Origin of the sequence: Pseudotabrizicola sp. 4114, from assembly GCF_031457365.1 — a bacterium.
Taxonomy (GTDB): domain Bacteria; phylum Pseudomonadota; class Alphaproteobacteria; order Rhodobacterales; family Rhodobacteraceae; genus Pseudotabrizicola.
Genome location: NZ_JAVDWP010000012.1, coordinates 1 through 26012, shown reverse-complemented (window position 1 = coordinate 26012; position 26012 = coordinate 1). Strand labels below are relative to the sequence as shown.

Genomic DNA, 26012 nt, shown 5'->3' with positions numbered 1-26012 from the left:
AATTGCGTCGTTAGCTGGGCATTCCTTTTGCTTGGTGTATCCATCAGATGCTTGCCAACCTTGCCATCGTCCTGCCGATCTTTGCGCTTATTGCTGTTGGCTGGATCGCCCGGAAATCCGGTGCTCTTGGCCACACCGCCACGCGTGAGATCAGCCGTTTCGTATTGTATCTGGCACTGCCTGCACTGCTTTTTGAGATCATGGTCACTTCCAGCCTTGATCAGATGTGGCAGCCGGGATTCATTTTGGCATATGCCCTTGGCTGTGCCTTGGTTTTCGGGGCGACGCTGGCCTGCCGCGCGATGCAGGGCAAAGGTCTGGCCGATGCCGCTATCGACGGACTGAACGCCAGCTGCGCCAACACCGGTTTCATGGGTTTTCCCCTCATTCTGACCGTCATGGGCAGCAGCGGCCTTGCGCCAACGCTGATCGCCTCGGTGCTGACGGTCTGTGTCCTTTGTGCGATCGGACTGATCCTGATCGAGTTCAGCATGACCAGCCGCGCACCGCAAAGCGGAGGACACCTGCAGGTTCTGAGGCGTGTTGCCCTGGCACTCGTGACCAACCCCATCCTCGTGGCGCCGTTGGTCGGCTGCCTTTTCCTCTTTTTGGGAGTGGAACTGCCAGAACCTGTTGATGGATTTTTCACGATGCTCGGGGCCGCAGCTTCGCCTTGCGCGCTGATTGCGCTTGGGCTGTTCTTCGCCGAAAAGCCCGTGCCGCGCCCGTCAGGCCAAAGCTGGCTTGTCCCCGCGCTGGTCTCTGCCAAGCTGCTTGTGCATCCTGCCGCCACTTGGGTTGTGGCGGGACCGCTTCTGGGCTTACCCCCGCCGCTCCTGCATACCGCGGTGCTGCTGGCAGCTCTGCCGACCGGGACAACGCCGTTCATGCTGACCGAGGTCTACCATCGCGAGGCTGCAATCACGGGCAAGGTTGTCATCACAAGCACGATCGTTGCGGTCTTTACCCTGTCGGGATGGCTGCTGTTGCTGGCTGGCTGAGATAGTGGAAGCGAGCCCGGAGACCACCTTGCGGGGTCGCCGGGCTTTTGCGGTCGTTACATCGACTGCCAGTCGCCCAACGTCTCGAAGGCGCGAGCCGCCTGAAGCAGCACCATGTCATCCATGTGACGTGCAGTCAGCATCAGACCCACCGGCAACCCGTCGATCTTGCCACAGGGCAATGAATGCGAGGGGTGGCCCGTCAGGTCGGCAACACAAGTGTTGCGCAGCATGTCAAGGCTGTTGGCCACAATGTCGAGGATCGGGGCATCGCGCTCCTCGGCGCCAAGCTGACGGAAGGCGTTGATCGCGGCCCGGACCTTGGCATCCACAGCAGGGTCAGCAGCGGGGAAGCCGCTGTCTTTCCCATCCTGCGCAAAACCCTCTTTCAAGACGGCGATACGTTTGCCCTTCATCCCGTCGCCAAGGGTCGATACGAAATCAAAGGTCTGCCCCGGCGTCACGATGCCGCCGATTCATCGGGTCATGACCCGGTTGGCAAGATTTCTGCATTGCGCTTGCCCCGGCCTGTAAAACGACTTGCCTGTCAGAGCCAAATCGTCAGACGGGATCAGTGACTGAAACGTCCGAGCGCGGTGCGCGGAGATTTGCCATAGGCTTTTTTGTAGCTACGGCTGAAATGAGCTAAATCTTTGAACCCAAATGAAAATGTTGCCTCTGTCACCGAGCGCACCCGCCCGGTTTCAAGCGCCTGCTGACTGGCAGCAAGCCGTTCAGTCCAGACCCACTTCATCGGCGTTGTTCCCAGTTCACCAAAGGCACGGTTCAGACTGCGCAGTGACATACCCGCAACCGAGGACATGGCATCAGGTGACAGGTCCGGATCATGAAGATTTGCACGGACAAAGCGCATGACCTTTTGCAGGCGGGCCGTATCGATGACCTGAGGATTATCATCGCGCAGAATCTCGCACATCGACACCAGCACGTCGATCATCGAATTGGCAATCCTGCCGCCTGCGACAATCTCCTGATCGTCCGGGATGGCGATGCTGCTGGCTTCGACCATCATTCCGGCCAGCATCCGGCACAGCGGAGAAGAGGTTTCGAACGGTACAGCCAGCAGTTCCCTCACCCGAACGAGCCGCGCTTCCAGCACTTTCTTGGGAATCTTCAGAATGAAGACTGGTCCATTGATACCGTAAGAGAACGGCGCCGAGGAATCGTAAATGACGATATTGCCCGGAGCTTGCACCGCCTGCCGCCCGAATTGACTCAGCCTTCCATGGCCGTCTGTTGTCAGACTGACCATGTAGATTTCTTTGTCGTCTTTGGATATGTGGCGGCGCTCGCGCGACCAATTGTGTCTGGGCGCTTCCAGCTTGCTCAGCAGGGTTTGTCCGAAGCGCGCGCTGTAGAGTCGACACAACGGCGCATCGGAGCTTCCGCCTTCCTCAAAGGTGGCGTCAGCCTGAGCGTAGCTCTTGCAAACACTCTCGCGCCAGAATTCGAATCTGTCGCGCTGCTCTACAGTGGACGTGTCGATTTGAATCTTCATAACGAAGAGATATCATCAAACCGACACAAATTCATTGCGAAATTTTACTGTGCCGGATGCTATCCGGTCTGCAATAACGCTATCGCCCCAGCGTCAGCAGATGCACATTTTTTTGAGCAGTTAGAAAAGTAGCGTCGCGGTGGTCAGGTCAGCGATTCTTCCGCAGACGCCAGAAAAGCCGCAGCAGTCTGCTCGCTGGTAAACTGACCTTTTTGCAATGCAAGAACGCGGTCCGAAATGGCTGCGACGAACTCCGCATTCTGCTCGACCAGCAGTACGGACAGGGCGTCGCGTTGACGAATCTGATGCAGTTTTTCAATGATTTCCTTGATGATAGAAGGTTGCATACCGTCAGTCGGCTCATCGAGAAGTATCAGGCGCGGCCTCTGCATCAGTGCACGCGCGAGCGCAAGAAGCTGCTGTTCACCGCCGCTGAGTGCACCGGCAGGGCGGCCAAGATACGCTTTCAGCCGCGGGAAATCCTCCAGCACGCGATCTGCGGCATCTTTGTCATTTCGTCCGATTGCCGTCGCCGCAAACTTCAGATTGTTAAGCACCGAGAGCGCCGGCATGATCGCCCTGCCCTGCGGAACATAACCGATGCCAAGTTTTGCGCGAGTATATGCCTGAGCCTTGGTGATATCGCGGCCGCGGAAAACGATGTTTCCCCGAATTCACCGGCAAGAGACCGATCAGCGCCCTGAGCAAGGTGGTCTTGCCCATGCCGTTGTGGCCGTAAATGCTGACGAATTCGGTGTCGGCGATGGTCAGGTCCAGCCCTTTCAGTATCGGGATATTGCCATATCCCGAATGAAGCGATCTGACTTCAAACATGCTTTTCTCCTGCCTTCCGGCCAAGATAAACGTCGCGTACCTTCTGGTTGCGCATCACTGCGTCGAACCCGTCCTCCATCAGGATCCTGCCCTGATGGAACACCGTCACCTTGCGGGCGATGGCACGGATGAACGCCATGTCATGCTCCACCACAATGCTCGTGGTATTGGTGTTCAGCTCGCGCAGAAGTTCAGCGGTGGCATGCGTTTCCTCATCGCTCATACCGGCAGCAGGTTCATCCAGCGTCAGAAGTTCAAGCGCTACCCCATCGGCTTCTTCCATATCGACATTGCCGAGGTGCAAACCGCTGAGGGGAAGCTCTATCTCTTTGTGGGCATTGACCGGACCGCAAAGTTCGCCGTCGCTCAACTCGTTGCAACGGCTGACAGAAAGACCGCTTGGGATTTCCTGAAGCACATGCTCGAAGCCGTGCCCTATCAGGTCCATACCATTCTCACTGATAACGTCCTAGCTCGGGAGCAAAACGCGGTTTAGGTCGTCAGATCACGGGGCATCCGAGCGACCGGATACCTTTGGAATAGTTGCCCAGGCGGGCTCCGCCGTCAAGAAGTGGTCTCTTCCATTGCAAATACAGGGTCGGACTGGTTGCCGCCCTCACCGTCCTCAAGACGAGATCCTAAATCCCAAGCGGAAGGCCCGAACATTATCTACGAGGTCGCGTCATGCGCCTCCACGGCCCTTTGAGAGAGAGGTCCTTCCGCCTGGGCTCGTCCCTTCGAAGAAGGGACGATAGGGTTCGCCGGATTTGATCACGGCGTGAATGGTGCGGGCCATCTTTGCGGCGATCGCAGTGTAGGCCTTGCGGCGCAGATCGGGGCTATGGCGATCTTGCGCGATGTAACGCTCGAACTTGTCGCGGAAGCTGTTGGCCTTCTTCAGAACCGCGGTCTGCCCTGCCAGCCACAAAGTGCGGCGCAGACGGGCATTGCCATATTTGGAGATCTTGCTCCGGCCGCGGAACATGCCGGACTGGACGGTTGCCAGATCCATGCCGCAGAACTTCAGAAATTGCCGATGATGGTGGAAGCGGCGCAGATCGCCAGTCTCGGCCAGAATGGTCAGCGCGTTGATGGGTCCGATCCCCGGAATCGTGCGCAGCAGCTGATAATCCGGCCGGTCGCACAGAAGTTCGACGGCGCGATCCTCGATGGCATTGCGCTGGCGGATCAGACTTCTGCCTTCGGCAAACATCCGGCGGAACATGCGGATGGCGTCGGAATCCGGCGACACCGGTAGCCCTGTCGATACCTTCGCTGTCTCGTAAACATCTGACAACAGGAGAGACTTCTCGACCTTACGTCCGACCACTTCCCATGCCGCCTTGGTGAACTCCTCCTTGGTCAGGGCTGAGATCATATGTGGCGAAGGGAACCTCTCGAGGAAGGCCAGGAACCAATCGGTGCGTGAGCTGCGATGGAACCGGTCGGCTTCGGGAAAGTAGAGCGGCAGGTAGTGCGTCAGGATGCGGTGCCACAGCTCGGTCTTGGACCGCGACACGGCATCATGGGTCTTGGACAATTCTGAATGTCATTCGTGCCGGCCACCATCGGGTCCTGAAAGATCTGCACCGCGCCGATCTGCAGCATGTGCAGGATGACTTGGGCATCCATAGGATCGTTCTTGTCCCAGCTGTTGTGCAGCGCCTCCCGCTTCCTGGCCAAAGCGACCGAAGACACCAGCTTCAGGTCGAACCCGGCGACACCCAGATGATACATCAGCACCCGATGATAGTTGCCGGTGGATTCAAAGCAGATCCGGACAGGCATGCCATATTCCCGCAAAATCGCGATGAGCCGCATGAAATCATCGGTGCTGTTGGTGATCGTCAGGCGCCGACGACGGGTCTTCCCGGGAACGGCAATCAGCACCTCGTGCCGGTGTTTGGAAATGTCCCCTCTCGCGCATGCACATGCGCTGCCGGGCAGCGGATGCCTATCAGAACACGGGCATCCGAAGTATGCTCAACCTTGGCCATGGCGGGTCTCCTCTGTGGTGTGGTTCGCAAAACCACCATAGAGACCCGAGGCCCGGTTATGGCCGCCTGCTGCGCTATTTGGGGGCTGCGCAGGCGGCCATAACCTTCAACGGCGCGCTATTCCCAACATGCTACGGTATTCAGTTCGCAGAGCAGCCTCGGAACCGGAACACCATCTACTCCCGGCCGATGCGCTTCGACATGATTTGTGAGGCAAATGGGATTGAGCACCGGCTGACCAAGCCCAACCACCCATGGACCAACGGTCCAGGTCGAACGGATGAACCGCACGATCAAGGAGGCCACCGTCAAGCGCTTCCATTACGACAGTCATGACCAGCTGCGAACGCATCTCGCCGACTTCATGGCGGCCTATAACTTCGCGCGCAGACTCAAGACCCTCGGCGGCCTCACCCCATACGAATACATCTGCAAGATCTGGACATCTGAGCCTGACAGATTCATCCTAAACCCGATCCACCAGATGCCGGGACTAAACACCTAGAACCTATCCGGCGTCGGCCATTGCGGTCATTCGAACAAGTGCAGCGAAATGGTCGTTTACTTCTGACATCCGCGTTTACAAAAAGGCCCCTGCCCCGTGCCACTTATAGGATATGCGCGTATTTCCACGGAAGATCAGACCGCCCTGCCCCAGGTCCAGGAGCTGCGCTCGGCGGGCTGTATGGAAATCGTGGAGGAGCAAGCATCTGGCGGCAGTCGCTCCCGGCCAGTTCTGGCGCGTGTGCTGGATCAGTTGAACGTTGGCGATACGCTCGTCGTGGTTCGGATCGACCGCTTGGCCCGTTCACTCTCTCACCTCTTGGAGATCATTGAGCGGTTGGAGGCGAAAGGCGCACATTTCCGGTCCCTGCAGGATCCGATAGATACGGCGTCGCCTCAGGGCAAGTTCACCTTGCAGGTTCTGGGCGCAGCCGCAGAGTTTGAACGGGCACTGATACGTGAGCGCACCAAGGCCGGGCTGCGATCTGCGAAAGCACAAGGGCGGGTGGGCGGCAACCCAGGGCTAAAGGCGGGCGATCCCGTGGCCATCCGCAAGGCAAGGGCCGCGCGAGTGGACAGCCATTTCCAGAAGCTGAACACCAATGCCGAACAATGGGTGCCCGCGGTCCGCCGTCTGAGACCGGACCTGCCTTGGGAAGACGTGCTGCGCATCGTCAATTCAGGCCTGCCGCGCGAGGCGCAGCCTTGGTCCCTTCCCCGCCTGATCCGTGGCACCAAAACCTTCGTCCGCGAAGGCCTGCTGCCGGAAACCATCCTTTCCCGCGCCACCGCATCCGACAAAGATGATCGCCTGCCCGCCATCGTCGCGGGCATCAAAGGCGCAAATCCCAAGATGACTCTTCAAGCTATCTGCGACCGGCTGGAGACGATGCGCGAACGGACACCGCGAGGTCGAACCAGATGGCAGCCCTCTTCGGTCAAGATGCTCTTGAAACGCGCCGAAAAGCTTGGTTTGCTTTGAACGGCCAATTTAACCTTGCAAATCATCCATACGGTGGAGTATTTGCAAGGTATGTACGAACGCAGAACCAATCAGATTGTGTTGTCCGCACTTGAGAGCCAAGCGGCGGTCGTCCTTTTGGGCCCTCGGCAAGTTGGCAAGACCACTCTTGCACTCGAAATTGCAGAACACCGCCCTTCAGTCTACCTTGACCTCGAACGGGCGGCAGATCGACAAATCTTGGCCGAGCCGGACCTTTATCTGGACGAGCAGGCCGGAACGCTGGTTATCCTCGATGAGGTCCAGCAGATGCCGGGCCTATTTTCAAGCCTGCGCGGACAGATTGACATGCGACGACGCAAGGGCCTGCGCACAGGACAGTTCCTGTTGCTGGGATCCGCGTCAAACGTGCTTCTGCAACAGTCTGCAGAGTCGCTTGCCGGTCGTGTCCGCTACATCGAGATGCCACCCTTGCTTCTGGAAGAAGTGGGCAACGACCGTTTGACCGATCTTTGGCTGCGCGGTGGTTTTCCTGACAGCTTTCAGGCGCTCACCGATCAGGCAAGCCTGGCTTGGCGCGAAGACTTCCTGCGCACCTATCTTGAACGCGACATCCCTGCCCTAGGCCCGCGTATTCCAGCCACCACATTGCGTCGTTTCTGGACGATGCTGGCCCATGCCCAAGGCGGTTTGCTGAATGCGGCCGCTTTGGCTGAGGGGTTGGGCGTGTCAGGCCAGACGATTGGGCGATACTTGGATCTGCTTGTCGATCTCATGCTGGTGAGGCGGCTGATGCCTTGGCATGAAAATGTTGGCAAACGCCTTGTCAAATCACCCAAGATCTATGTCCGCGACTCCGGCCTGCTGCATGCGCTGCTAGGCCTTGGTTCGCTGGAAAGCTTGCTGGGTCATCCGGTGGTCGGCGGCAGCTGGGAGGGGTTTTGCCTAGAAACCCTGATCGCCGCAGCACCCGCTGGCACGGAAACCTTCTTCTACAGGACATCGGCTGGGGCAGAACTTGACCTTGTACTTCGCCTTCCCGGCGGGGAAATTTGGGCAATCGAGATCAAGCGCACAACTGCCCCCAAAGTCTCGCGCGGCTTTCACCTTGCCATCGAAGACATCAACGCTGATCGGCACATCTTGGTCTTTGCCGGAGACCGTGAGGTTCCCCTCGGAGACGGCTTGCGCGCCATGCCGCTTGATGTAGCGGTCGAGCAGCTATGCCGACAAACTTGAGCCCAGGTCATGGAGCGGAGGTGCAATCGAAGTTACTGACCCTTGCCATCGACGCACTTCGAATCGAAAGCAGGCCGAAAACAGACTTTCACAAATCTCCCCCCAACCCTTGGCGCCAAAGACCTGGCTACAAGATATTGATGGCCCGAAAAATCGACGCCTCAAGCTAAATTAATTTATTTCAGTGGGTTAAGACTGCAGTTCTCGCGATCACGCTGCACGCCCAGCAGTTGACCCGCGTCTATCAGTAGAATTTTCTTGCGCGAAGGAAAAACTTGGCGCATTTCTACCTGTAGCGCGAAAGGGTGAGAATTTCAGGTTTCTGCGCTACAAAAGAAAAAGCTCAAAAAGAGCGCGCTGCGTGGACCTCGGTTGCGACAGCACAAAATATGAGGGCAGTATGTCAGCAGAGCGAGTATTTGCCGAGCTTCAAACCGACGCATCTACGCTGCACGCGTCTATTCGCTTGCACCTCGAGCGAAATTTTTCGCCAGACGCGAGGAAACATCTTAGAACCTTTTCCTCCACCGAAGCCGCTGACTTCTTGGGGCTCGCACCCGGGCACCTGCGAAAGCTGCATGCCGAAAACAAGATCCCGGACGTCCCTTTGGACGAGAGAGGCCGCAAGTTCTACTCCGCCGAGGACTTAGGGCAGATCCGGCTTGCGCTCGCACGCAACACGAGGGATCCGTCGCTTTACCTGCGTGGACGGGTCGGACAAGAACCGCTTCAAATTATTTCCTGCGTTTCGTTTAAGGGCGGCAGCGCAAAGACCACAACGGCGGCATATCTTAGCCAATGGTATGCCCTTCATGGCTACCGTGTCCTAGTGGTTGATATGGACCCACAAGCGTCGTTGTCCTCGATGACAGGCCTGCGTCCAGAGATCGATTTCACGCACAAAGGGACCATCTACGACGCAATCCGCTATGACGACCCGCTGCCGATGAGCGAGGTCATCCGAAAAACCTACTTTCATGGCCTCGATATCGCTGCAGGCGGCCTAATTCTGTCAGAGTATGAAACTGAAACGCCCTACGCGCTGCGCCGTGGTGCTGAGCCGCCTTTCTACTTGCGTCTGCGCGAGGCGATTCAGTCGGTCGAGGCGAACTATGACCTTGTTTTCATTGATTGTCCGCCACAACTCGGCTTTCTGACTTTGTCTTCTTTAGTCGCGTCTACTTCGATCATCATCCCGGTCGTGCCCAACTTCATCGACGTGGCCTCGTTGGCGCAGTTCCTGACCATGACATCATCCTTGCTCGACACTATCCGGGATGCGGGGATGACCCTGGACTACGATTTCCTTCGCTACCTAGTCTCACGCTTTGAGCCTTCCGATGGCCCCCAAGCACAGGTTGCCGGCCTCTTGCGTGCGAATTTCGGCAAACGTGTAATGACCGAAACCTTCCTGAAATCGACCGCGGTTTCGGATGCTGGCCTGACACATCAAACCCTATTTGAGGTCGGACGTGGCAGCATGAACCGGAACACCTACGACCGATCAATGGAATCGGTAAACGCGGTCGCGCGTGAGCTGGAACAAGAAATCCACAAAGCTTGGGGGAGGCTCTGATATGGCCCGAAAGAACATGTTTGAAGGTATTACCCCGGCTCAACGGCCTGAAGACGCGGAGATCCCTGCCCTGCCCCGTAGTACGGCGAAAATGCCCGAGGTATTTCAAAGCGCGGGCCCGATTGCCGCAATTCGTAACGATCTGCGCAGCATAAGCAGTCGCTCCGTTCAAGAAATTGACCCCGAGATGATCGAGGACACTGGCCTCAAGGATCGTTTGGGCGATGTCGACGACGATATAGCAGAGTTGCGAGATAGCATTGCAAAGCACGGACAGCAGGTTCCCATTCTCTTGCGTCCCCATCCTACGCTCAGCGGCCGCTATCAGGTGGTTTACGGGCGTCGGCGGCTTGCTGCCATTCGCGCGTTACGAACACCAGTCAAAGCACTCATCCGAACCTTGTCTGATGAGGAAGCCGTCCTTGCTCAAGGTCAGGAAAACAATCTTCGTAAGGATCCCTCCTTCATCGAAAAGGCTCTTTTTGCGGGAGACCTCGAAGAAGCGGGCTATGATGCAAAGGTTGTGCAGGACGCGCTGAACGTCAATCGAAGCCATACGTCTCACATGCGCAAGGTGCGTGAGGCCATTCCACGCGAAGTAATCGAACGCATCGGAGCGGCACCCTCCATAGGGTGGAAGCGCTGGTACGAACTTGCTTCCCGCCTCCTCGATGAAAAAATCGATGCGATCGCCGTGCACCCTGCCCCATTTCCGGCGGGCCTGTCGTCTGACCAGAGATTCGATGCATGGTCGAAGATGGCGATGAAGGCTGGAAAGAACAGCATAAGTAGGAAAATCCAACAGGGGAATTCCATGTTGGTCAAGTCGCGGGATGGCTCGACCATTGGCACCGTTGCTCTGCAGAAGGACACTCTGAGCTTTCAGGCCGCCTCTAAGGGTGACCCGTTCACTGCATGGCTGCATGGGAGTGCCGAGACTGTGTTCTCGCGGCTGCATGAAGAATTCCTCGCCCTTTCCGCCAAGCCGGAGTGAGCAAGCGATGCAACAAAAACAACAGAGGAGCAGTGTCGGAAAAGAATAGGCCTCCCGAATGGAACCCACCCGGAAGGCCCGCGCAAAACACAGGGCGCCAACCCTGAGAATGCTCATCACTAGCCAGAGCAAGTTAGCGCAGGCCCGAATCGCAAGCAACATCGCATCGCGGTGATCTGATATCTTTTATCCTTTATCTGAACAAAAGATCCAGAACACCTGCGGAAATCTGCGCAATACGGTTTTCATTCGGACAGCCTTGGACGTTCCGCGTGAATAAATCATGGAACAGATCAAATCCACGCCCATGCTTCGGCATGCACGGCGCGCCAATTTTTCGTCTCAAAAGCCTCAGGCGCCGACCCTTGCAGCCGACAAGGACAAGCGTTGGCACATCCTAGATCTGGCAAAGACCTGCCGCCAGCGTCTGAAGCTTCGTGATCGCGACATTGCGGTCTTGCGGGGTTTGCTGTCCCTCCTGCCCTCGCAAGCACGACCTGACCAAATGGTGGTCTTTGCATCCAACCGGGTTTTGATTGATCGCTGCGATGGCATCGACGAGCGCACTCTTCGTCGTCGGCTTGCTCACTTGCAAAACTGCGGGTTGCTTGAACGCCGGACAAGTCCCAACGGCAAGCGATACCAAGTTCGCAACGAACACCAGGATGCGCTGCTAACCTATGGCATCGATCTCGCACCTTTGTTCCACATCCAGAGCCATCTAGAAGCCCTCGCAGAAGACTGCCGCCACGAGACCGTAAGGATTAAGGTGCTTCGCTGCTTGATCAGAGATGCCTTGTTCAAAACCCCACCACATCATATTTCTGACGTTCAGCAAGAAGCACACCGCGCACTTAGAAGAGTGCTCGATAGCAATCAATTGCAGCAAATCCTGTCTCAGCTTGAAGAAACCGCCCCCGTTATGATCCCTCAATTCGCGGGCAACGTAACTTTACCGACAACACACCTGTCCGTCAGCGACGGTCAAAATGACCGGCATATTCAGAGTTCGTATAAAGATAATTTAGAATCTGAAAGGGCTGAGAGCGAAACTGTGACCAACCCTGCCCGTGAAGAAAAGTCCGAAAACGTAGATCGCACTGACATAACAGTCGATGAATGCATGGACCTCGCCCAAACCTCGAGAGAAATGGCCCTTAAACAGCCCCGATGCTGGGAGGAACTGATTGATCTTTCAACAAGACTTGCCCCTGCAATCGGCCTTCAAGGAGCGGTACTTCAGGAAGCGGAAAAACATTTGGGGAAGCACGGCTGTGCGTTGGCAGTTCTTGGTCTTGTCGAAGCATTTGGCAGAATTCGCAACCCAGAAGCCTATCTAACTGCCCTTGTTCAACGTCGCCTCAAACAAGGCCTCGATCTCGTCCGAATGTTTCGTTCCCTCGTTCGGCCCGGCAAACCAACAGCAGCCTTCGCTTAACTAGGATGTTTACCGGGGTAAACATTGGTTGTGCGTGCATGGCAGGGCTAGAAGTGCGCGATGTATACCGGGGTAAACATGAAGCTGACGCGTTGAGCAGTGGAGAGTTTGAGAATGGCTGGATTGAGGGTGGCGGGAAGTGAGATCGGGAGAGTGGCTCCCGGCGCTCGTCGTGGAGAAAAGCTAATGGCCCAAGCTGCCCAGAAGATCACCCTGTCGTCCTCACGGGACATCCCCTTTGACAAACTGGTGCTGAGCCAGTCCAACGTTCGGCGCATCAAGGCCGGTGTGTCGGTGGAGGAGTTGGCCGAGGACATCGCCCGCCGTGGTTTGTTGCAAGGCCTGAGCGTGCGGCCTGTGTTGGATGCCGATGGCACTGAGACCGGCAAGTTCGAGATCCCGGCTGGCGGTCGGCGGTACCAAGCCCTGACATTGCTGGTGAAACAGAAACGGCTCGCAAAGACCGCGCCCGTTCCTTGTGTGTTGCGTGATGTGACATCAGATATTCTGGCCGAGGACGACTCCTTGGCTGAAAACATGCAGCGCGTTGCCTTGCACCCGCTCGATCAATTCCGCGCCTTTGTTGCTTTGAGGGAGAAGGGTCAGGGTGAGGAGGCGATCGCGGCGGCCTTCTTTGTGACGCCGCAGATCGTGAAGCAGCGGCTGAAGCTCGCATCCGTGGCCCCTGCCCTTCTGGATGTCTACGCCGAGGATGGCATGACGCTGGAACAGCTGATGGCCTTCACGGTGAACCCCGATTATGTGCGTCAGATGCAGGTCTGGGATGCGGTGAAGAACTCCTGGAACAAGGAGCCCTACTCGATCCGGCGCATGTTGACTGAGACCTCTGTGCGGGCCTCGGATCGGCGTGCGGTGTTTGTAGGTGTTGATGTCTATGAGGCAGCGGGTGGAGTTGTTCTGCGCGATCTCTTTCAAGGTGATGATGGCGGCTGGTTGGAGGATCCTGCCCTGCTTGACCGTTTGGTCGCGGACAAGCTGCAAGCCGAGGCGCAGGCAATTGCTGCTGAGGGTTGGAAGTGGATCGAGGTGTCTACCGACCTGCCCTATGGCTACAGCCACGGTCTGCGGCGTCTGGTTGGCGATCCCTCACCGCTGAGCGCTGATGAAGCTGCAGAGCACGCCAAGTTGCTCGCCGAGTATCGCGCACTTGAAGAGGAATACTCTGGTCAAGACGAATACCCCGAGGAGATCGACACCCGATTTGGCGAGTTGGAAGCTGCCATGGAAGCCTTTGAGCAGCGCCCGCTGATCTTCGATGCGGCCGAGGTAGGTCGCGCCGGCGTATTCGTGTCGCTGGATCGGGACGGCAACCTTGCTGTCTATCGCGGCTATGTCCGGCCGGAGGATGAGCCTCGCGAAGAGACCGTGGCCAACTGCGGCGATGAACTGGACAAGGAAGGGCAGGGGGCTGATGGCAGTGTCTCAGCCTATCAGCTTCCCGCGGGCTCATCTGCGGCCACCGTCATCACTTCCGGGGGCCAGCCGTTCAGTTCGGGCCTCGTGGACGATGAGGATGATGGTGCGTTGAAGCCTTTGCCTGAGCGCCTGGTGATGGAGTTGACCGCACATCGCACTCTTGCGTTGCGCGAGGCGATTGGGCGTTCGCCCGACGTCGCCCTGACGCTTTTGCTGATGAAGCTCGTTAATGACACCTTCCGCAGTTCCGGGGCTTCGGGCAGTTGCCTCGAGGCTTCTGTGCGCCCCGTCTACATGTCGGCTCAGGCGCCTGATCTGAAGGAAAGTCCGGTGGCCAAGGCCGTGGACGATCGTCATTCTGCGTGGGAGGCCGATCTGCCGCTTGGCGACGATGCCGTGCTTTGGGACTATCTCTCGGCCCTCGATCAGGCCAGCCGATTGGCTCTGCTGGCGCATTGCCTGAGCTTCGGGATCAACGCGCTCCATGAGAAGGTCAACCCTTACGGCGCAGGCATCTCGGCCAGCGGCTTGAGCCGCCGGATGGTGCAGTCTGAGATCGTGGCCCAAGCCGTCGATCTCGACATGGTCGCTGCTGGTTGGGAGCCGACTGCGGACAACTACCTGAGCCGGGTTCCCAAGGCGCGTATCCTTGAGGCCGTGCGTGAGGCGAAGGGGGAGGGCACCGCGCAGCTGCTCGACCATCTGAAGAAGGGCGAGATGGCCACGGAAGCCGAGCGCCTGCTTAAGGGCAGCGGTTGGCTGCCGGAGGTTTTTCGGGGCAGTGATCTTGTCGCTCTGGACGGTAGTGTTGCCGCAGAAGGGCAGGAGGCTTTGAGCGAAGAAGCCTTGGGCGGTTCGGACATCATTGAGGAAATCGACTTGCCCGCCTTCCTGATGGCCGATTTGCCCGTGGAAAGTACCGCGATGATGGCTGCGGAGTGATCTGAGCCCCCGAGGGCGGGGAAACTCGCCCTCATTCACCATAAAACACAACAATATCAATATGATGGGTGCGAATGCTCGCATTCAGGATGAGGAATCATGTCCGCAACCACAATAATCGATCAAGCGCCCTTGGGCGCGCTCATTCGTTACACCGACGGCAGTCCCAAACCGCCTGCACGCTTCACCAAAAAGCTGGCGGCGTGGGAAAGGTCCAACGGTGTTGGACGTCTGGTGAAGAAGGAACCGCCGCGGCCTTATCCGACCTGGACGGCTCCGGCGTCCTTCACGCTGCATGAAGGCAACTTCTCCTCGGACGGGGTGATCCTCGTCACGATCATGCGCAGTCATTCGTCCGACAGCCAGCTCAGCTTTGAGGTGGTCGAGGAACCCAAGGTGGGGCAGGTCCGCGTGCTTCTGGATTTTGGCGGCAACACTGAGCTTTTGCATCTGGCGGAATCGGTCACTGCGGCCGAGCTCTGGATCTCGAAGGAGGGCTATCGCAATGCGAGGATCGAGACCGTCGGTTCCGAGGACGACGATGGGGCAGGGGAGGCGGATATCGCCGCCTGAGCCTTCCCAGAGACCAAGGGGGCCCGCCGTACGCGGGCCTCTCATCCAGCACCAACCTGTCCCGCGCATCTGCGCGGGGCACCAAAGGCTCCATCCCCAGTAAGGCCTCGGCCAACCACGAGCATGTCTGCAAGGCTGGCGGGATGAGCATCAGCGGGACAATTCGGCTCCTTAGCGTCAAAGCACCAACCCCCGCTTGCCAGTCCCTTCCTTGGCCCAAAGCCGGTCTTCGAGATCAAGCCACAAGGGCTCGGACTACGGGGCAAGCCCGTGCCGCCGGCCGGATTCGGGCAAGCCCGAACGCACCCGGTGATGTCAGCCCGTCTTTGGTCCTGCGGGTTCCTGTCAGCGCGGGGGATGGTCCCTCGCCTCCCAGCAGGAGCCAAAACAGATGTCCCGCAAAGATGCACACGCCTTCGCAGCCTCCCTCGCCGCCACGCTCATGGTTTCGATCGTCGTCTTCCAGGCAGGCGATGGGACCTTTGGTGCCGTCCCCGCCGATGAAATCGACGGCGACGAGGTTCAGGTGCTTGTTGAGATCGACCCGTGGGCATGAGCCCACGGTCGTCAAGAAGGCCCGGGCACGGCGCGGATGCGCCTCCGGGCCTTTCGCCTGTCTCTCCTCAAGAGCCTAACAAGCACAAGGCACCGACGTCCTGTCGGCATCCCGAAATCCAAGAAATGGAAACGCTCATGCCTGCGCCTTATCTCCTGAGCGCGGTGCTATGCTGGGTGCCACGTACTGGCGATCAGTTGACTGCCAGGTCCTCGGGCGATTTGCCTGCGTCAAGGGCTGCGACAAACCACAGCGGTTTGCGCCCCCGGCCTGACCAGGTAAGGGCCGCGTTTTCTGGATGGCGGTATTTCGCGGCGGCGGGCGCACGGCTGGGTTTCACCTCGCCGCCGATCAGGTCAGCCAAGGAATAGCCCATCTCTTTGGCGATCACGTCCAGCTTGGCGCGGGCTTCGGCTTTATGACGGTCCTCATAAGTGGAAATCGCTTTGGCGAGGTCCTTTTGCAATTGCCGCAATTCTTTGAGCGACAGTGCCTCGAGATTGAAATCAGCCATGCGTGCCTCGTGTCCTGAATGATCGATCCGGGATAGCCGTCTCGTCAACGCATCGCAATCGCCTTCGGGCAAAGGCTGCGTGGAAGGGCAGGGGGGTTGGGTGATCTACCGCAGGGCTGCAGTGCGGGTCGAAGGCTTCAGTCCTGTTGTATTGGCAAGGAAGGTCTTCGTTCTGCAAGGGCTCCAGGTCGCTCCCATCCCCGGCGCCATCCCTTCGACTGACAATCCCCTAAGCCTGTTCGGCCTCTGGCGCGCAACCCCGCGTCAGTCCGGGCCGTGTTGGCTAGCGTTTCTTTTGAAACGCGGCGCCTGCCCGCTCCACCCCGGACCTTTGGGGGTTTCCGTCTGGTCTGATGGCCCAGCCGTGCACGCCTCAGCCGACAGGCTTCTTTCGGGTCTTGTCGAAGGGACGGTCCCAGGGACAGGAAAAACAGGAGCTACAAAATGCAGAACATCGTCATCCTCGCCGGCAACATCGGTCAGAACCCCGAAGTCCGCACCACCCAGGGCGGCACGAAGATCACCAACTTCACCCTCGCCACCTCGCGCCCCCGCCTCTCGGAAGGTCGCGTGATGCGCGACGAGAACGGCTACCGGGTCATGGACACTGAATGGCACCGCATCACCTGCTTCAATGGTCTCGGCAAGACGGTCGCCGAGCACTGCGAAAAAGGCATGAAGGTCCTCGTCCACGGTCGGATCCATTACACGAAGTGGACCGACGCAACCGGCACCGATCGCTACGGCTGCGAGATCATCGCCGAGAAGGTCGACTTCCTGAGCCGCCCGAAGTCGGCCGAGAGTGAAAACCCCGAGCTGGTCGACCGCGACGACGAGATCCCGTTCTGCAAAGAACGGGGTCTCTCCCTCGGGCCCGGCGGGGAAACCCGCTGGGTCTGTTAAACTTCAGCCTTACGTCTTAATCGCCGCCAGTTTCTTGTCGATCCTACCGATGTGGTGGTCCCAGTCATCTGCCCAGCCCTCGGCTTTCGCTTGCTTGCAGAGCGCCCTCGCCAAGGTCCAGTTGCCGCGCTTCTCTTCGATGATGCGAAGCTGCCGGTAGCCCGCGTGGGCAGGGATGAAGCCCCAGTTCTTGTCGTCGCGGAAGAACCGGGCGACATTAGCCCCGAGGCCGATCTGGCGCTGGAAACTCGTCACTGCCTCGTCCAAGGCGAATGGATCGTGATCCCGCCACCGGTAATAGAACCCACCCCTGACCGCAAAGTAGAAGTGCAGGTCAAGAACCGGGACGTTCTCGTTCACCAGCGTGTCCGCCCGATCTAGCAGCTTGTACCCCAGATGGCGCAGGTGCTCCTTCTTCAGGTATTCCGCCAGCGTGCCGAGGCTGTTGGGGTTGGTCGACCGCGCAAGGCTTTCCGCCGTGCCTCCGCCGAGTGGCGCGAAGACCCCTTCGATGGTCGCGCGTTGCTCGTGCGTGAAGGCGTCAGTCCACCAGTCACCGCCCGGTTTCGGTTCGGCTTTTCGACGGAAAAATGGCAGCATCCTGTTTCCCTTTCCCACCACCGTGGGTAGCATCGCATCATGCAAATACCTGACGACATTACACCCATCCTGCGCGAGATCGACCAGTCGCTCAAGGAGAAGGCAATACCGCCACACTCGCGCCCCATCATGGCGGTGATCGAGTTCGGAAATAGGTTCCGCATCAGTCTTCCGATTGCGAAGCTCCCTCCCGGTGCACCTGAAGAACTGGTCGCCAGCAGCGTATACACCGACCGCATCCACCGCTGGTACGAAGAGGTCTACGGCGACCTGATCAAGACCGATTTCTCTGAGAAGGCCAAGGTCGCGGTCCTCGCGGATGAGGACATCTGGGAGATGAGAATTCCGTTGATCTACGGGATGGCGGTTATTGGGGTGAAGCGCGAGTTGCCGAAGGAGACTGGCAACAGAATCGGGACGAAGGTTCTGGACATCAACGCTTGCGCCTCCCTTACCGGCATCACCGAGGCCCGCCTTCAGCATTTCTCGGATGATGACCTGAACGAGGTCTATGGGCTTTTCGTGGTGGGCCTCGACGTTCGCAAGGCATTCGACCGTTTCCGCAAGGCTGACCCTATGTTCGCTGCCGCCGAGGATGACTGGGCTGCCGCCGTTGCGAACATGACCAGTCAGTCACCGAACTGGGGACACGCGAGATGGGCATCTCTTCAGATGACCGAGAAGTTCATGAAGGGCCTGATCACGCTTGTCGGGGACGTCCCGGTCAAACGGGTTCACGACCTGATGGAGTTGCACGACGCACTTGCCTTCTCTGCCCCCGGCATGAACCTCAAGCACCTCCTTGCGGACATCCAATGCGGCGCTGGTGTCCGCTATAACGACCCGAAGACGCCATCCACGCGCCAGCAGGCCTACGCCGCGCACAAGGCCAGCCTGCTCGTCGTACGTGTCTTGGGCGACGTCCAGTACAGCCAAAACCGATGACCCCCCGCAGGCCTCGGACACTGCCGCTTTGCTCTAATTCGCCATTGTGAACCCAAGAGTTAGAGGAGTGCCGGTTTTCCGGTGACGGGTTGAGGGCTGGGAGAGTGGCTCCCGGCGCCTGTCACGGGAGATAGCCGATGGGTGTTGTGGAAGTTCTGGATTCGGTCGCACCGACGCGGACTGGTGGCTGGAAAGTGGATGTGAGCCGGGGTGAGCGGAATGGGCGGGTGTCGTCCGAATGGTTCAACCGGCCCGATGACGAGCGGTATCTGTCGCTCGATGATCTCTGGGCCAATGTGAAGGGTCGGTCGGAACGCAGCCGCAGCCGGGTGGTGCAGACGGCGGATATCCGGGTCGAGGCGGCGCGCGACACCCCCGAGCGGTTGCACCTGATGCTGCCGAAAGCGCATGAACCGGTCGCACCCACGCACTGGGCGTTCGGCCAGCTTGCCAGCATCGTTGGCGCTCCGGCCTCCTACCTGCGGCAGTTGCCCGCGCCGCTGGCGGGGATCAACCTGCAATACGGCCTGACCAACCACCGGGGCGAGCAGGTCAAGACCTTCGAGACCGAAGACGGCCGCACCGAATTGCGCGCGGTGACTGGCCCGGACTATGGCCGCATCCATGACCATGAGCTGGTCGAGGCAGTGCAACGGATTGCGGGCAATGGCACGGGCGACACGCGCTGGAAGGTGCCGGGCGTGCTCGACTGGTCGACCGGGGTCTACAACCCCGATGTCGAGATCAACCGTGATACGACGACGCTCTATGCCTCGGACCGCGATGTCTTCCTGTTCCTGGTCGACGATCACAACCCGATCGAGGCGGGCCGGCTGCCCGACGGCTCCCCCGATCTCTACTTCCGGGGCTTTTACTGCTGGAACTCCGAGGTGGGGGCCAAGACCCTCGGCATGGCAAGCTTTTACCTGCGGGCGGTATGTCAGAACCGCAACCTCTGGGGCGTCGAGGATTTCCAGGAGATCACGATCCGCCACTCGAAATATGCCGCCTCGCGCTTTGCGCATGAAGCGGCACCAGCACTGACACGGTTTGCCAACTCCTCGCCGCAGGGGTTCGTGAACGGCATCAAGGCCGCGCGGCAGCAGATCGTCGCGCGCACAGATGAGGATCGGGATGACTTTCTGCGGAAGCGCGGCTTCTCCAAGGCTGAATCCGGCAAGATCATTGAAAAGGTGCTGATGGAAGAGGGCCGGCCGCCTGAGAGCATCTTTGACTTCGTGCAGGGGATCACGCGCTTGGCGCGGGACAAAACCCAGCAGGATGCCCGCCTCGACATGGAAGGGCGGGCCAAGAAGCTCCTTGATCGGGTCGGCTGACGGGGACCCCAACCTAGCGACCACCCGCACGCGTGGCGGGCGGTCTTCCTTCCCTTCTATTCGCTCGCCCCTGGCCTTGCCCCTGAAGGGGCAGGTGCTTTCAGCGTGCGCAATTCAGCGAGACCCCCATGACCCCCCAAGAAGAAACCGTCATCCTCGAGGCCCGTGACATCCTCGGCCGCTACCTCAGCCAGAACCCGGTCATCGGCAGCTGGCAGGCGCTCATGGACTATTGCGCGTTCAGCGTCCGCGGACCGGTCGAGCGCTTCCACGTCCTCTATCTCGACCGCAAGAACCGCATCATCTCCGATGAGCTTCTCTCGACCGGCACGGTCGACCATGTCCCGGTCTATCCGCGCGAGGTGATCAAGCGAGCGCTGATGCTGAACGCCAGCGCCTTGATCCTGATCCACAACCACCCCTCGGGCGATCCGACGCCCTCGGAGGCCGATCTCAGCATGACCAGGGAGATCCAGAAGGGGTGCAAGTATCTCGGGCTGACGCTGCACGACCACATCATCGTGGGGGCAGGGTCCGAGGTGAGCCTGCGGGCCTTGGGCAAGATCTGACGCTTGCAATGACCAAATCCTGCCGCCCTTTCGAGGAAGAGGGCGGCGGTTTGGGCTTTGACGGTTTGAGGTGGGGAGAATGGCTTCCCGCGCCGTCGGAGATCCCGACATGTTTGACCATTCGTTTCCGGCACCGACTGCAGCACTCCCGAACCAGCTGCCGCCAATGTTTGTCAACGCCGCTGCAGATACCAGCTTGGCCTTTGTCCTGACCACGCCCGACCACAGCCTGGTGGCTGCGATGTCTGGCACCGCGCGACCTCTGGTGCTCGACCGCTTCGCGTCACTCGCCGAGGCCATGCGAGGTGCTATCGTCTTTGCCGATCAGTTTGCCTTCGATGCGCGGCCGCCAATGCTGGCCATCCTTGATCGTGATGACCGTCTGGTTTTGGCCGGCGCCGCAACCGACGGCGCTGTGGCGTGGTGCCATCCGGTGATCAGCGCCGCGGAGGCCCGGGCTGTGGTGACTGAAGCCAGCCAGTTGCGGGCGCAGGTAAGCCGCGCCGCCGACTGGAAAAAGCATGGTCTTTCGCAAAGGCTGCGGCAGCGTGCCGACCTTCTGGAGGCGCGGCTGGTTGATCCGCTTTGGCGCGCCTTTGCTGCCCGCGCGCTGCAGGTCGCCGCATGACGCCGCAGAGCGAGAGGAGGGAAGGGGGGTCTTACGAGCTGTGCGGGGCGAGAGAAATCGCGCCCGCTGGCTTTGCCCCTTTCCCCCATTTCCGGAGATATCCATGACGCACGTTGATCCCACCCTTGCGGCCCCGATGCCGCCGTCCAGCATCGACTTCGCGCAGGTCTTTGCCGAAGAGGCCGAGCGCAGTGCACGCATCGACGCGCTGCGCCCCGCCAACCGGGACCGATTGTTCGACGGCTTGAGCGCCGCCGGGATCACCCATGTCACCGTGACCTTCGACGGCGAAGGGGACAGCGGCCAGATTGAAAGCGTTGGCGCATGGGCGGGCGACAAGGCTGTTGACTTTCCCGCTGTGGAAATCTCCTACGCCGCGCTGACCTGGGACAATCCTGAGGTCGAGATGCGCCAGCTGTCGCTCGAGGATGTTGTCGAGCAGCTGGCCTATGACTTTCTCGCCGATGCCCACGGCGGTTGGGAAAACAACGACGGCGCCTATGGCGAATTCTGCTTCGACGCTTCCGCGCGCAGCATCCACCTCGAGTTCAACGAACGATTCACGTCGTCTGAACTCTTCACCCATGAATTTTGAGGGGGCAGCAATGGCACAGCCATATCACCACGCCCTGTCTTCGGTGAAGAAATGGGGCGGTACCGTTGATGATTACCAGGCCATCCACGCTTGGTTTGATAGCTCAAAAGCCCACTGTGCAGATTTTCGTCACCGGGCGATGTTTCATCATTCGGCTGGGATCTGGCTCTCGGAGGCAATCTTTGGCCCGACGATCACGCTCTCCACCGGCCGGATCATTCCGATCCGTTGGGTCGGAGAGCAGCATGTGCGGGAGGACCTCGGGTTCATCCCTAGTTTCACGGAGTGGTTGAAACCTATTCGGCCTGAACCGTGGATGGGCCGCGCCGAGAGGATCGAAACCCTCGTCGATCCGCATCTGGCTCCGCCTGTCGTGGAGGTCTGCTGAAATGTGCCGGGCCTATCAAGACCTATGTGTGCCGCCTGACGCGTCGAACCTGACGGTTCTGCGCACGGCAATCCGGCGATTGCATCCCGACACGCTGGCGGTCCGCAGCTGGCGCGCGGCGCGCAAGCGATATTACCGCGATCTCCTCACCGCCCATCAGGCGGCTCAGGACCAGCCGAGCGTGCAGCCGGACTGACGCCCGCTTCACCCACCAATCCGAAATTCCCATCTCGCTCGGCCACGGAGGCCGGACGACCTCGCATCTGGAGGGCCCAATGGCCGATTATTTTACCCACTTCTCCTGTCTGCTCGACGTCGGCACGCCCGAAAGGGCCGCGCGCGCGATCGACTTCTTTGTCGCCCTTCGCGACGAAGATGATAAGTCGGAGGAACCGCAGTTCCACGGCTTTGACTTGTCGGTTCAGGACGGCCCGGAGAGCAGCGTTCTGTGGATCCACGACGACGAAAGCGGCGACGTCGAGGCCGCGACTGCGTTCATCCTGCCCTTGGCGGAAGAGCTCGATCTGTCTGGCCTCTGGGGTTTCGAGCATTCCAACACATGTTCTCGTCCTCGGTTGGACGCCTTTGGCGGTGGCGCACATCTGATCGACCTCGGAGCGCGAAAGGTCATTTGCTGGGTGAATACCCAGACATGGCTGGCCGACGCTTTGAACGGGGAGGACCCAGATGCCTGACATCATCTGCACCACCGTCTTCCAGTTCCCGGAACTCTCAGATACGGCCAAGGAGAAAGCCCGCAGATGGTATCGCGGGGCTGCGTTCCACGACGATTGGTGGGATGTGGTCTATGATGACTTCGAGCACGTCTGCGACATCCTCGGGGTCAGCCTGAAGCGCCGCTCTGTTCGGCTGATGGGGGGCGGCACCCGGCAGAAACCCTGCATCTGGTTTTCGGGGTTTTCGTCACAGGGAGACGGCGCTTCCTTCGAGGCGACGGTTGGACACGCCAATGGCTGCGCGCGCGAAATCCGCGCCTACGCACCGAAGGATCAGACCCTGCACGGCATTGCCGACCGCCTGCAGGCCGCTCAGCGGCAGAACTTCTATCAGCTCAGCGCCGATGTGACGCATCGCGGGCGGTACTACCACGAGTATTGCATGAGCATCGACGTATCGCGCGACAGCCCGACGGGTCAGCCACCGACTGCGGGCAGTGAAGAGACCGTTGTGGAGGCGCTGCGCGATCTTGCTCGCTGGCTCTATCGGCAGCTTGAGGCCGAATATGACCATCTGACCTCGGACGAGGTCGTCGAGGAGGGGATTGTTATCAATGAGTACACCTTCACCGAAGGAGGGCGGCGCTTTGGGTGACGGGCGCTCGGCAGCGCCCTCCTTGCGTCGACAAGCAAAGTCGCCTATATATCTTTCCTGATCGGGGAAACATTATGCCAGCAGAACTCACCATTAACGAAGCAGCCCATCTTGCGGGCGTGTCGACAAAGCTAATCGAGAAATCGGTCGAGTCGGGAATCCTGCATGCCGAAAAGGTGACTGACGTGTTGACGCGTCGGTTGACTCGCAGATTGCCGCTGGCTGCTGTTCCCTATCTCTCGGCGATCAACGATGAATGGCTTCGGGATCTTCCCATCTCCCGAAAGCGGCGCATCTGGACGATTGTTAGCCGTAGTCGTCTTGTAGGCGAGGCTCGCCTCGCCGAAGTGCGTCTGAACGAGACCATAATCCTGAATCTTGAGGGTATGGCAGGCACACGCACCCGGAACGCTCTGGCGTACCACGCGGCGCGTGATGCCCATCTTGTTGCCGATGCCGATATTCTTGGTGGAACGCCAGTCATTCGGGGCACCCGCCTGACGGTCTATTCCGTTCTTGGGCGCCTTGAAGGGGGCGATACGGTCGCGGACCTCGTCGAGGACTACCCCGACATTCCGGAGGCGGCCTTCCTGGCCGCTTCGACCTACGCCAAAACCCACCCGCTGCGCGGGCGCCCGTCGGGGCGGCCATGGGTGCCGGATGCCCCTGTCCGGCACTGAGTGATGCGGTTCTTCATTGATGAATGCATCTCGCCACAGGTTGCGGCTCGGCTCAACGAAACAGGGCAACATGCCGCCGTACATCCCCGCGATATCGGCAGGCGTGGCGATCCTGACCATGTGGTCCTCCGCAACGCCATTGCAGAGGACCGGATCATCGTCACCGAAAATGCCCGGGATTTCCGTGGACTGGTCGGTCGAGAAGACCTTCATCCAGGTCTTCTGATCCTGCCATGTGTTTCCCGGGATCGTTGCTTGCAACTGCTTCAGACAGCAATAGCATTCTTGGAGACCGTGGCCGCAGGTGCCAGTGAGACCCCGGCCGATCACATGATCAACCGGGTTATAGAAGTCGATTCTGCAGGCCAATGCCGGATCTATCGCCTGCCGGAAATTGATTGAAGGGGCCGTTGCCCGACCGATAGCTTGTATCCGGCGAGATCGGAGAACTTCCTTGCAACTTCCGCGACCGCGTCCTTGCTGACCCCCATCTCGTCGATGAACGATTGCTGCAGTTTGGTCGACACTTCGGACAGGAAAGCGAAGACACTGCAATCGTAGGAATCGGCACTTTTGATATCGGCAATTTTCTCGGCAAGCTGCGCAGCCGTCACCGGCACGCCGTAGGGCGCGCTGACTGTCGACATCACCTTTGCGGCAACCGAGGCCATGGCATCAACTCTGTGCGGATTTCTATTCCATTAATGTAGTCGATGTCCCTCAACCAAGCAATAAAGCCCCATTTTCACTGGTTTTCACCTGTTCCCGTCGATCCACTTCGACATCAGGCCCTTGTCGCGGAAGCACTCATCCGGGACAGCGCGGCGCTTGATGCGAGCGAGACGCTCGGCAAAAGCGACCTGCCTGGATGACGGCAGGCTGTCGAGCGCGGAGAGGGGTTTCATCTGCGCCTGCGCGTCTATCCAGGCGCTTAAGCTGCGTCGGTCTTGTTGAACTTCCCAAGGCAGGAGGGTCTGGTTCCGCAGGGCGAGGGACCGCGCATAGGCGATCTGGCGCGGGGTTGCGGGCAGAGCAAAGGTCGTGGCTTCCATGGGATATCTCCCTTGTGGCGTTGAGTTTGCATATAGAACGTTACAGGAACAAAATCAAGCCGCGCATCCGTAGTTCCGGGGTTTGAGAGGCAGAGGGGAGTGGGAAAAGGCTAAGCCGAAGGGGGACAGAGAGAGTGCCCCGCCGGTTTGTCCTTGTCCCAATCCGGAGATCCCCGATGACGTTTCAGACTTCTGTTGCAACCGCGCTGCCGCTGGTAGCCCCGCTGCAATGCCCCGACACCGCCGCCGCTATTGTGATCGTGGCGCAATCCCTGCAGCCGGATCTGGCGCAGGGTTTTCAGATTGACGCCTTGCGCCTGCGCGTTGAGATGGAGCGCGCCTTTGGCGGCTCCGATACCAATGGTGTCTGGAACTGGAAGCTCGCCTATGAGGCAGGCGAGGTGGCACTTGTCCTCTTCCTGCGGAAGTTCGGCCGCGCGCTCTTGGCACGTGCCGGCTCGCCTGCAGCACTCTTGCCCATCCTCGCCAAGGTGGCGGGCCTTTTGCCCACGCACACCCGTCGCTCGGAAGAAATGGAGCGGTTCCAGCAATTCTCGACACCCCTGCCCATGGGACTCGCGGCGCTCGCCGCCGCGCAGATCACGCGCCGCGATCTTGTGCTGGAGCCTTCGGCCGGGACCGGGCTGCTGGCGATCCTCGCCGAGATCGCGGGCGGCAGCCTCGCGCTAAACGAGCTGGCCGACACCCGCGCCGATCTTCTGCGCCTTCTCTTTCCGGGTCATCCCGTCACCACCTTCGATGCCGCGCAGATCGACGATTATCTGGACGCGGGCTTTCGCCCGAGCGTCATCCTGATGAACCCGCCCTTCTCGGTGGTAGCCAATGTCGATGGTCGGACGTCTGAGGCGACAGCGCGGCACTTGCGCTCGGCGCTTGT

30 protein-coding genes and 4 pseudogenes are annotated in these 26012 nt (G+C 59.5%); 24 read left to right on the top strand and 10 right to left on the bottom strand.

The features are described 5' to 3' along the window. The first annotated feature begins 47 nt into the window (after nucleotides 1–47). Nucleotides 48–1001, top strand: coding sequence for an AEC family transporter (locus J2X53_RS19010; RefSeq protein ID WP_349039073.1), 954 nt, complete (start codon nucleotides 48–50; stop codon nucleotides 999–1001). Between the two features lie 56 nt (nucleotides 1002–1057). On the opposite strand, the gene J2X53_RS19005 is transcribed toward J2X53_RS19010, so the two are convergent. From J2X53_RS19005 to J2X53_RS18985, 5 genes are all read right to left on the bottom strand, one after another. Then, entirely contained in the window at nucleotides 1058–1465 is a 408-nt protein-coding gene (locus tag J2X53_RS19005) for an amidase family protein (RefSeq protein WP_349039072.1), read from the bottom strand. 107 nt (nucleotides 1466–1572) lie between these two features. Continuing rightward, nucleotides 1573–2520 carry a helix-turn-helix domain-containing protein gene (locus J2X53_RS19000; RefSeq protein ID WP_349039071.1) on the bottom strand — a complete coding sequence of 316 codons (948 nt, stop codon included), beginning with the start codon at nucleotides 2518–2520 and terminating at the stop codon, nucleotides 1573–1575. Between the two features lie 143 nt (nucleotides 2521–2663). Continuing rightward, on the bottom strand, nucleotides 2664–3161 hold the full coding sequence (locus J2X53_RS18995; RefSeq protein WP_349039119.1) for an ATP-binding cassette domain-containing protein: 498 nt from the start codon (nucleotides 3159–3161) through the stop codon (nucleotides 2664–2666). Continuing rightward, nucleotides 3070–3354, bottom strand: a complete 285-nt coding sequence (locus tag J2X53_RS18990; protein WP_349039070.1) for an ATP-binding cassette domain-containing protein — start codon at nucleotides 3352–3354, stop codon at nucleotides 3070–3072. The genes J2X53_RS18995 and J2X53_RS18990 overlap by 92 nt, the downstream gene beginning before the upstream one ends. Continuing rightward, nucleotides 3347–3577 carry a hypothetical protein gene (locus tag J2X53_RS18985; protein ID WP_349039069.1) on the bottom strand — a complete coding sequence of 77 codons (231 nt, stop codon included), beginning with the start codon at nucleotides 3575–3577 and terminating at the stop codon, nucleotides 3347–3349. Before J2X53_RS18985 ends, J2X53_RS18990 begins: the two co-directional genes overlap by 8 nt. 21 nt (nucleotides 3578–3598) lie before the next feature. On the opposite strand from J2X53_RS18985, the pseudogene J2X53_RS18980 reads away from it, so the two are divergent. Further along, nucleotides 3599–3820 (top strand): annotated as a pseudogene (locus J2X53_RS18980) (IS481 family transposase); the annotation flags it as partial. Between the two features lie 216 nt (nucleotides 3821–4036). On the opposite strand, the pseudogene J2X53_RS18975 reads toward J2X53_RS18980, so the two are convergent. Then, nucleotides 4037–5301, bottom strand: a pseudogene (locus tag J2X53_RS18975) (IS110 family transposase). Between the two features lie 245 nt (nucleotides 5302–5546). Between J2X53_RS18975 and J2X53_RS18970 the strand changes: the two are divergent. From J2X53_RS18970 to J2X53_RS18930, 9 genes and pseudogenes are all read left to right on the top strand, one after another. Then, nucleotides 5547–5856 (top strand): annotated as a pseudogene (locus J2X53_RS18970) (integrase core domain-containing protein); the annotation flags it as partial. Between the two features lie 96 nt (nucleotides 5857–5952). Continuing rightward, the gene (locus tag J2X53_RS18965) at nucleotides 5953–6837 is read left to right on the top strand and encodes a recombinase family protein (RefSeq protein ID WP_349039068.1); all 885 of its coding nucleotides are present in this window, start codon (nucleotides 5953–5955) and stop codon (nucleotides 6835–6837) included. A gap of 51 nt (nucleotides 6838–6888) precedes the next feature. After that, nucleotides 6889–8055 (top strand): ATP-binding protein, encoded by a 1167-nt coding sequence (locus J2X53_RS18960; RefSeq protein ID WP_349039118.1) that lies wholly within the window; start codon nucleotides 6889–6891, stop codon nucleotides 8053–8055. Nucleotides 8056–8416: 361 nt separating this feature from the next. Beyond that, complete coding sequence (repA, locus tag J2X53_RS18955) at nucleotides 8417–9631, top strand: plasmid partitioning protein RepA (protein WP_349039067.1); 1215 nt, start codon at nucleotides 8417–8419, stop codon at nucleotides 9629–9631. A gap of 16 nt (nucleotides 9632–9647) precedes the next feature. Further along, a complete protein-coding gene (repB, locus tag J2X53_RS18950) occupies nucleotides 9648–10625 on the top strand; it encodes a plasmid partitioning protein RepB (RefSeq protein ID WP_349039066.1) in 978 nt (325 codons plus the stop codon). A gap of 283 nt (nucleotides 10626–10908) precedes the next feature. Next, complete coding sequence (gene repC / locus J2X53_RS18945; protein ID WP_349039065.1) at nucleotides 10909–12063, top strand: plasmid replication protein RepC; 1155 nt, start codon at nucleotides 10909–10911, stop codon at nucleotides 12061–12063. Nucleotides 12064–12249: 186 nt separating this feature from the next. Then, nucleotides 12250–14442 (top strand): ParB N-terminal domain-containing protein, encoded by a 2193-nt coding sequence (locus tag J2X53_RS18940; RefSeq protein WP_349039064.1) that lies wholly within the window; start codon nucleotides 12250–12252, stop codon nucleotides 14440–14442. A gap of 99 nt (nucleotides 14443–14541) precedes the next feature. Further along, nucleotides 14542–15015 carry a hypothetical protein gene (locus tag J2X53_RS18935; protein WP_349039063.1) on the top strand — a complete coding sequence of 158 codons (474 nt, stop codon included), beginning with the start codon at nucleotides 14542–14544 and terminating at the stop codon, nucleotides 15013–15015. 391 nt (nucleotides 15016–15406) lie between these two features. Continuing rightward, complete coding sequence (locus J2X53_RS18930) at nucleotides 15407–15571, top strand: hypothetical protein (protein ID WP_165375273.1); 165 nt, start codon at nucleotides 15407–15409, stop codon at nucleotides 15569–15571. A gap of 193 nt (nucleotides 15572–15764) precedes the next feature. Here J2X53_RS18930 and J2X53_RS18925 read toward each other — a convergent pair whose 3' ends face one another. Next, a complete protein-coding gene (locus J2X53_RS18925; protein ID WP_349039062.1) occupies nucleotides 15765–16085 on the bottom strand; it encodes an H-NS histone family protein in 321 nt (106 codons plus the stop codon). A 444-nt stretch (nucleotides 16086–16529) separates the two neighbouring features. Here J2X53_RS18925 and J2X53_RS18920 point away from each other — a divergent pair, with 444 nt between their 5' ends. Continuing rightward, nucleotides 16530–16988, top strand: a complete 459-nt coding sequence (locus tag J2X53_RS18920) for a single-stranded DNA-binding protein (RefSeq protein ID WP_349039061.1) — start codon at nucleotides 16530–16532, stop codon at nucleotides 16986–16988. Between the two features lie 9 nt (nucleotides 16989–16997). Here J2X53_RS18920 and J2X53_RS18915 read toward each other — a convergent pair whose 3' ends face one another. Next, complete coding sequence (locus J2X53_RS18915) at nucleotides 16998–17588, bottom strand: hypothetical protein (RefSeq protein WP_349039060.1); 591 nt, start codon at nucleotides 17586–17588, stop codon at nucleotides 16998–17000. A gap of 39 nt (nucleotides 17589–17627) precedes the next feature. Here J2X53_RS18915 and J2X53_RS18910 point away from each other — a divergent pair, with 39 nt between their 5' ends. From J2X53_RS18910 to J2X53_RS18860, 11 genes are all read left to right on the top strand, one after another. Then, entirely contained in the window at nucleotides 17628–18533 is a 906-nt protein-coding gene (locus J2X53_RS18910; protein ID WP_349039059.1) for a hypothetical protein, read from the top strand. 137 nt (nucleotides 18534–18670) lie between these two features. Beyond that, nucleotides 18671–19870 (top strand): DUF932 domain-containing protein, encoded by a 1200-nt coding sequence (locus J2X53_RS18905; RefSeq protein WP_349039058.1) that lies wholly within the window; start codon nucleotides 18671–18673, stop codon nucleotides 19868–19870. A 128-nt stretch (nucleotides 19871–19998) separates the two neighbouring features. After that, the gene (gene radC / locus J2X53_RS18900) at nucleotides 19999–20439 is read left to right on the top strand and encodes a DNA repair protein RadC (protein WP_349039057.1); all 441 of its coding nucleotides are present in this window, start codon (nucleotides 19999–20001) and stop codon (nucleotides 20437–20439) included. Nucleotides 20440–20548: 109 nt separating this feature from the next. Continuing rightward, nucleotides 20549–21067 (top strand): DNA repair protein RadC, encoded by a 519-nt coding sequence (locus J2X53_RS18895; RefSeq protein ID WP_349039117.1) that lies wholly within the window; start codon nucleotides 20549–20551, stop codon nucleotides 21065–21067. Nucleotides 21068–21170: 103 nt separating this feature from the next. Beyond that, complete coding sequence (locus J2X53_RS18890) at nucleotides 21171–21662, top strand: DUF6878 family protein (protein ID WP_349039056.1); 492 nt, start codon at nucleotides 21171–21173, stop codon at nucleotides 21660–21662. Nucleotides 21663–21672: 10 nt separating this feature from the next. Beyond that, complete coding sequence (locus J2X53_RS18885) at nucleotides 21673–22050, top strand: hypothetical protein (protein ID WP_349039055.1); 378 nt, start codon at nucleotides 21673–21675, stop codon at nucleotides 22048–22050. Between the two features lies 1 nt (nucleotide 22051). Further along, entirely contained in the window at nucleotides 22052–22246 is a 195-nt protein-coding gene (locus J2X53_RS18880) for a hypothetical protein (RefSeq protein ID WP_349039054.1), read from the top strand. A 79-nt stretch (nucleotides 22247–22325) separates the two neighbouring features. Continuing rightward, a complete protein-coding gene (locus J2X53_RS18875) occupies nucleotides 22326–22745 on the top strand; it encodes a hypothetical protein (protein ID WP_349039053.1) in 420 nt (139 codons plus the stop codon). Next, nucleotides 22738–23382 carry a hypothetical protein gene (locus tag J2X53_RS18870; protein WP_349039052.1) on the top strand — a complete coding sequence of 215 codons (645 nt, stop codon included), beginning with the start codon at nucleotides 22738–22740 and terminating at the stop codon, nucleotides 23380–23382. Before J2X53_RS18875 ends, J2X53_RS18870 begins: the two co-directional genes overlap by 8 nt. Before the next feature lie 74 nt (nucleotides 23383–23456). Then, the gene (locus J2X53_RS18865; RefSeq protein WP_349039051.1) at nucleotides 23457–24062 is read left to right on the top strand and encodes a DUF433 domain-containing protein; all 606 of its coding nucleotides are present in this window, start codon (nucleotides 23457–23459) and stop codon (nucleotides 24060–24062) included. Nucleotides 24063–24065: 3 nt separating this feature from the next. Then, a complete protein-coding gene (locus J2X53_RS18860) occupies nucleotides 24066–24464 on the top strand; it encodes a DUF5615 family PIN-like protein (RefSeq protein WP_349039050.1) in 399 nt (132 codons plus the stop codon). Here J2X53_RS18860 and J2X53_RS18855 read toward each other — a convergent pair. Together J2X53_RS18855 and J2X53_RS18850 are read right to left on the bottom strand one after the other, a co-directional pair. Then, nucleotides 24440–24733 (bottom strand): hypothetical protein, encoded by a 294-nt coding sequence (locus J2X53_RS18855; RefSeq protein ID WP_349039049.1) that lies wholly within the window; start codon nucleotides 24731–24733, stop codon nucleotides 24440–24442. The two genes, J2X53_RS18860 and J2X53_RS18855, sit on opposite strands and share 25 nt — an antisense overlap. Nucleotides 24734–24817: 84 nt before the next feature. Further along, entirely contained in the window at nucleotides 24818–25114 is a 297-nt protein-coding gene (locus tag J2X53_RS18850; protein ID WP_349039048.1) for a hypothetical protein, read from the bottom strand. Nucleotides 25115–25290: 176 nt separating this feature from the next. On the opposite strand from J2X53_RS18850, the pseudogene J2X53_RS18845 reads away from it, so the two are divergent. Further along, nucleotides 25291–26012, top strand: a pseudogene (locus J2X53_RS18845) (methylase); the annotation flags it as partial.

Coding starts and splice junctions, on each gene's coding strand:
- J2X53_RS19010 (WP_349039073.1), top strand. CDS start 48: ATGCTTGCCAACCTTGCCATCGTCCTGCCGATCTTTGCGCTTATTGCT.
- J2X53_RS19000 (WP_349039071.1), bottom strand. CDS start 2,520: ATGAAGATTCAAATCGACACGTCCACTGTAGAGCAGCGCGACAGATTC.
- J2X53_RS18990 (WP_349039070.1), bottom strand. CDS start 3,354: ATGTTTGAAGTCAGATCGCTTCATTCGGGATATGGCAATATCCCGATA.
- J2X53_RS18985 (WP_349039069.1), bottom strand. CDS start 3,577: ATGAGCGATGAGGAAACGCATGCCACCGCTGAACTTCTGCGCGAGCTG.
- J2X53_RS18960 (WP_349039118.1), top strand. CDS start 6,889: ATGTACGAACGCAGAACCAATCAGATTGTGTTGTCCGCACTTGAGAGC.
- repB (WP_349039066.1), top strand. CDS start 9,648: ATGTTTGAAGGTATTACCCCGGCTCAACGGCCTGAAGACGCGGAGATC.
- repC (WP_349039065.1), top strand. CDS start 10,909: ATGGAACAGATCAAATCCACGCCCATGCTTCGGCATGCACGGCGCGCC.
- J2X53_RS18940 (WP_349039064.1), top strand. CDS start 12,250: ATGGCCCAAGCTGCCCAGAAGATCACCCTGTCGTCCTCACGGGACATC.
- J2X53_RS18935 (WP_349039063.1), top strand. CDS start 14,542: ATGTCCGCAACCACAATAATCGATCAAGCGCCCTTGGGCGCGCTCATT.
- J2X53_RS18930 (WP_165375273.1), top strand. CDS start 15,407: ATGTCCCGCAAAGATGCACACGCCTTCGCAGCCTCCCTCGCCGCCACG.
- J2X53_RS18925 (WP_349039062.1), bottom strand. CDS start 16,085: ATGGCTGATTTCAATCTCGAGGCACTGTCGCTCAAAGAATTGCGGCAA.
- J2X53_RS18920 (WP_349039061.1), top strand. CDS start 16,530: ATGCAGAACATCGTCATCCTCGCCGGCAACATCGGTCAGAACCCCGAA.
- J2X53_RS18915 (WP_349039060.1), bottom strand. CDS start 17,588: ATGCTGCCATTTTTCCGTCGAAAAGCCGAACCGAAACCGGGCGGTGAC.
- J2X53_RS18910 (WP_349039059.1), top strand. CDS start 17,628: ATGCAAATACCTGACGACATTACACCCATCCTGCGCGAGATCGACCAG.
- J2X53_RS18905 (WP_349039058.1), top strand. CDS start 18,671: ATGGGTGTTGTGGAAGTTCTGGATTCGGTCGCACCGACGCGGACTGGT.
- radC (WP_349039057.1), top strand. CDS start 19,999: ATGACCCCCCAAGAAGAAACCGTCATCCTCGAGGCCCGTGACATCCTC.
- J2X53_RS18895 (WP_349039117.1), top strand. CDS start 20,549: ATGTTTGACCATTCGTTTCCGGCACCGACTGCAGCACTCCCGAACCAG.
- J2X53_RS18890 (WP_349039056.1), top strand. CDS start 21,171: ATGACGCACGTTGATCCCACCCTTGCGGCCCCGATGCCGCCGTCCAGC.
- J2X53_RS18885 (WP_349039055.1), top strand. CDS start 21,673: ATGGCACAGCCATATCACCACGCCCTGTCTTCGGTGAAGAAATGGGGC.
- J2X53_RS18880 (WP_349039054.1), top strand. CDS start 22,052: ATGTGCCGGGCCTATCAAGACCTATGTGTGCCGCCTGACGCGTCGAAC.
- J2X53_RS18875 (WP_349039053.1), top strand. CDS start 22,326: ATGGCCGATTATTTTACCCACTTCTCCTGTCTGCTCGACGTCGGCACG.
- J2X53_RS18870 (WP_349039052.1), top strand. CDS start 22,738: ATGCCTGACATCATCTGCACCACCGTCTTCCAGTTCCCGGAACTCTCA.
- J2X53_RS18865 (WP_349039051.1), top strand. CDS start 23,457: ATGCCAGCAGAACTCACCATTAACGAAGCAGCCCATCTTGCGGGCGTG.
- J2X53_RS18860 (WP_349039050.1), top strand. CDS start 24,066: ATGCGGTTCTTCATTGATGAATGCATCTCGCCACAGGTTGCGGCTCGG.
- J2X53_RS18855 (WP_349039049.1), bottom strand. CDS start 24,733: ATGGCCTCGGTTGCCGCAAAGGTGATGTCGACAGTCAGCGCGCCCTAC.
- J2X53_RS18850 (WP_349039048.1), bottom strand. CDS start 25,114: ATGGAAGCCACGACCTTTGCTCTGCCCGCAACCCCGCGCCAGATCGCC.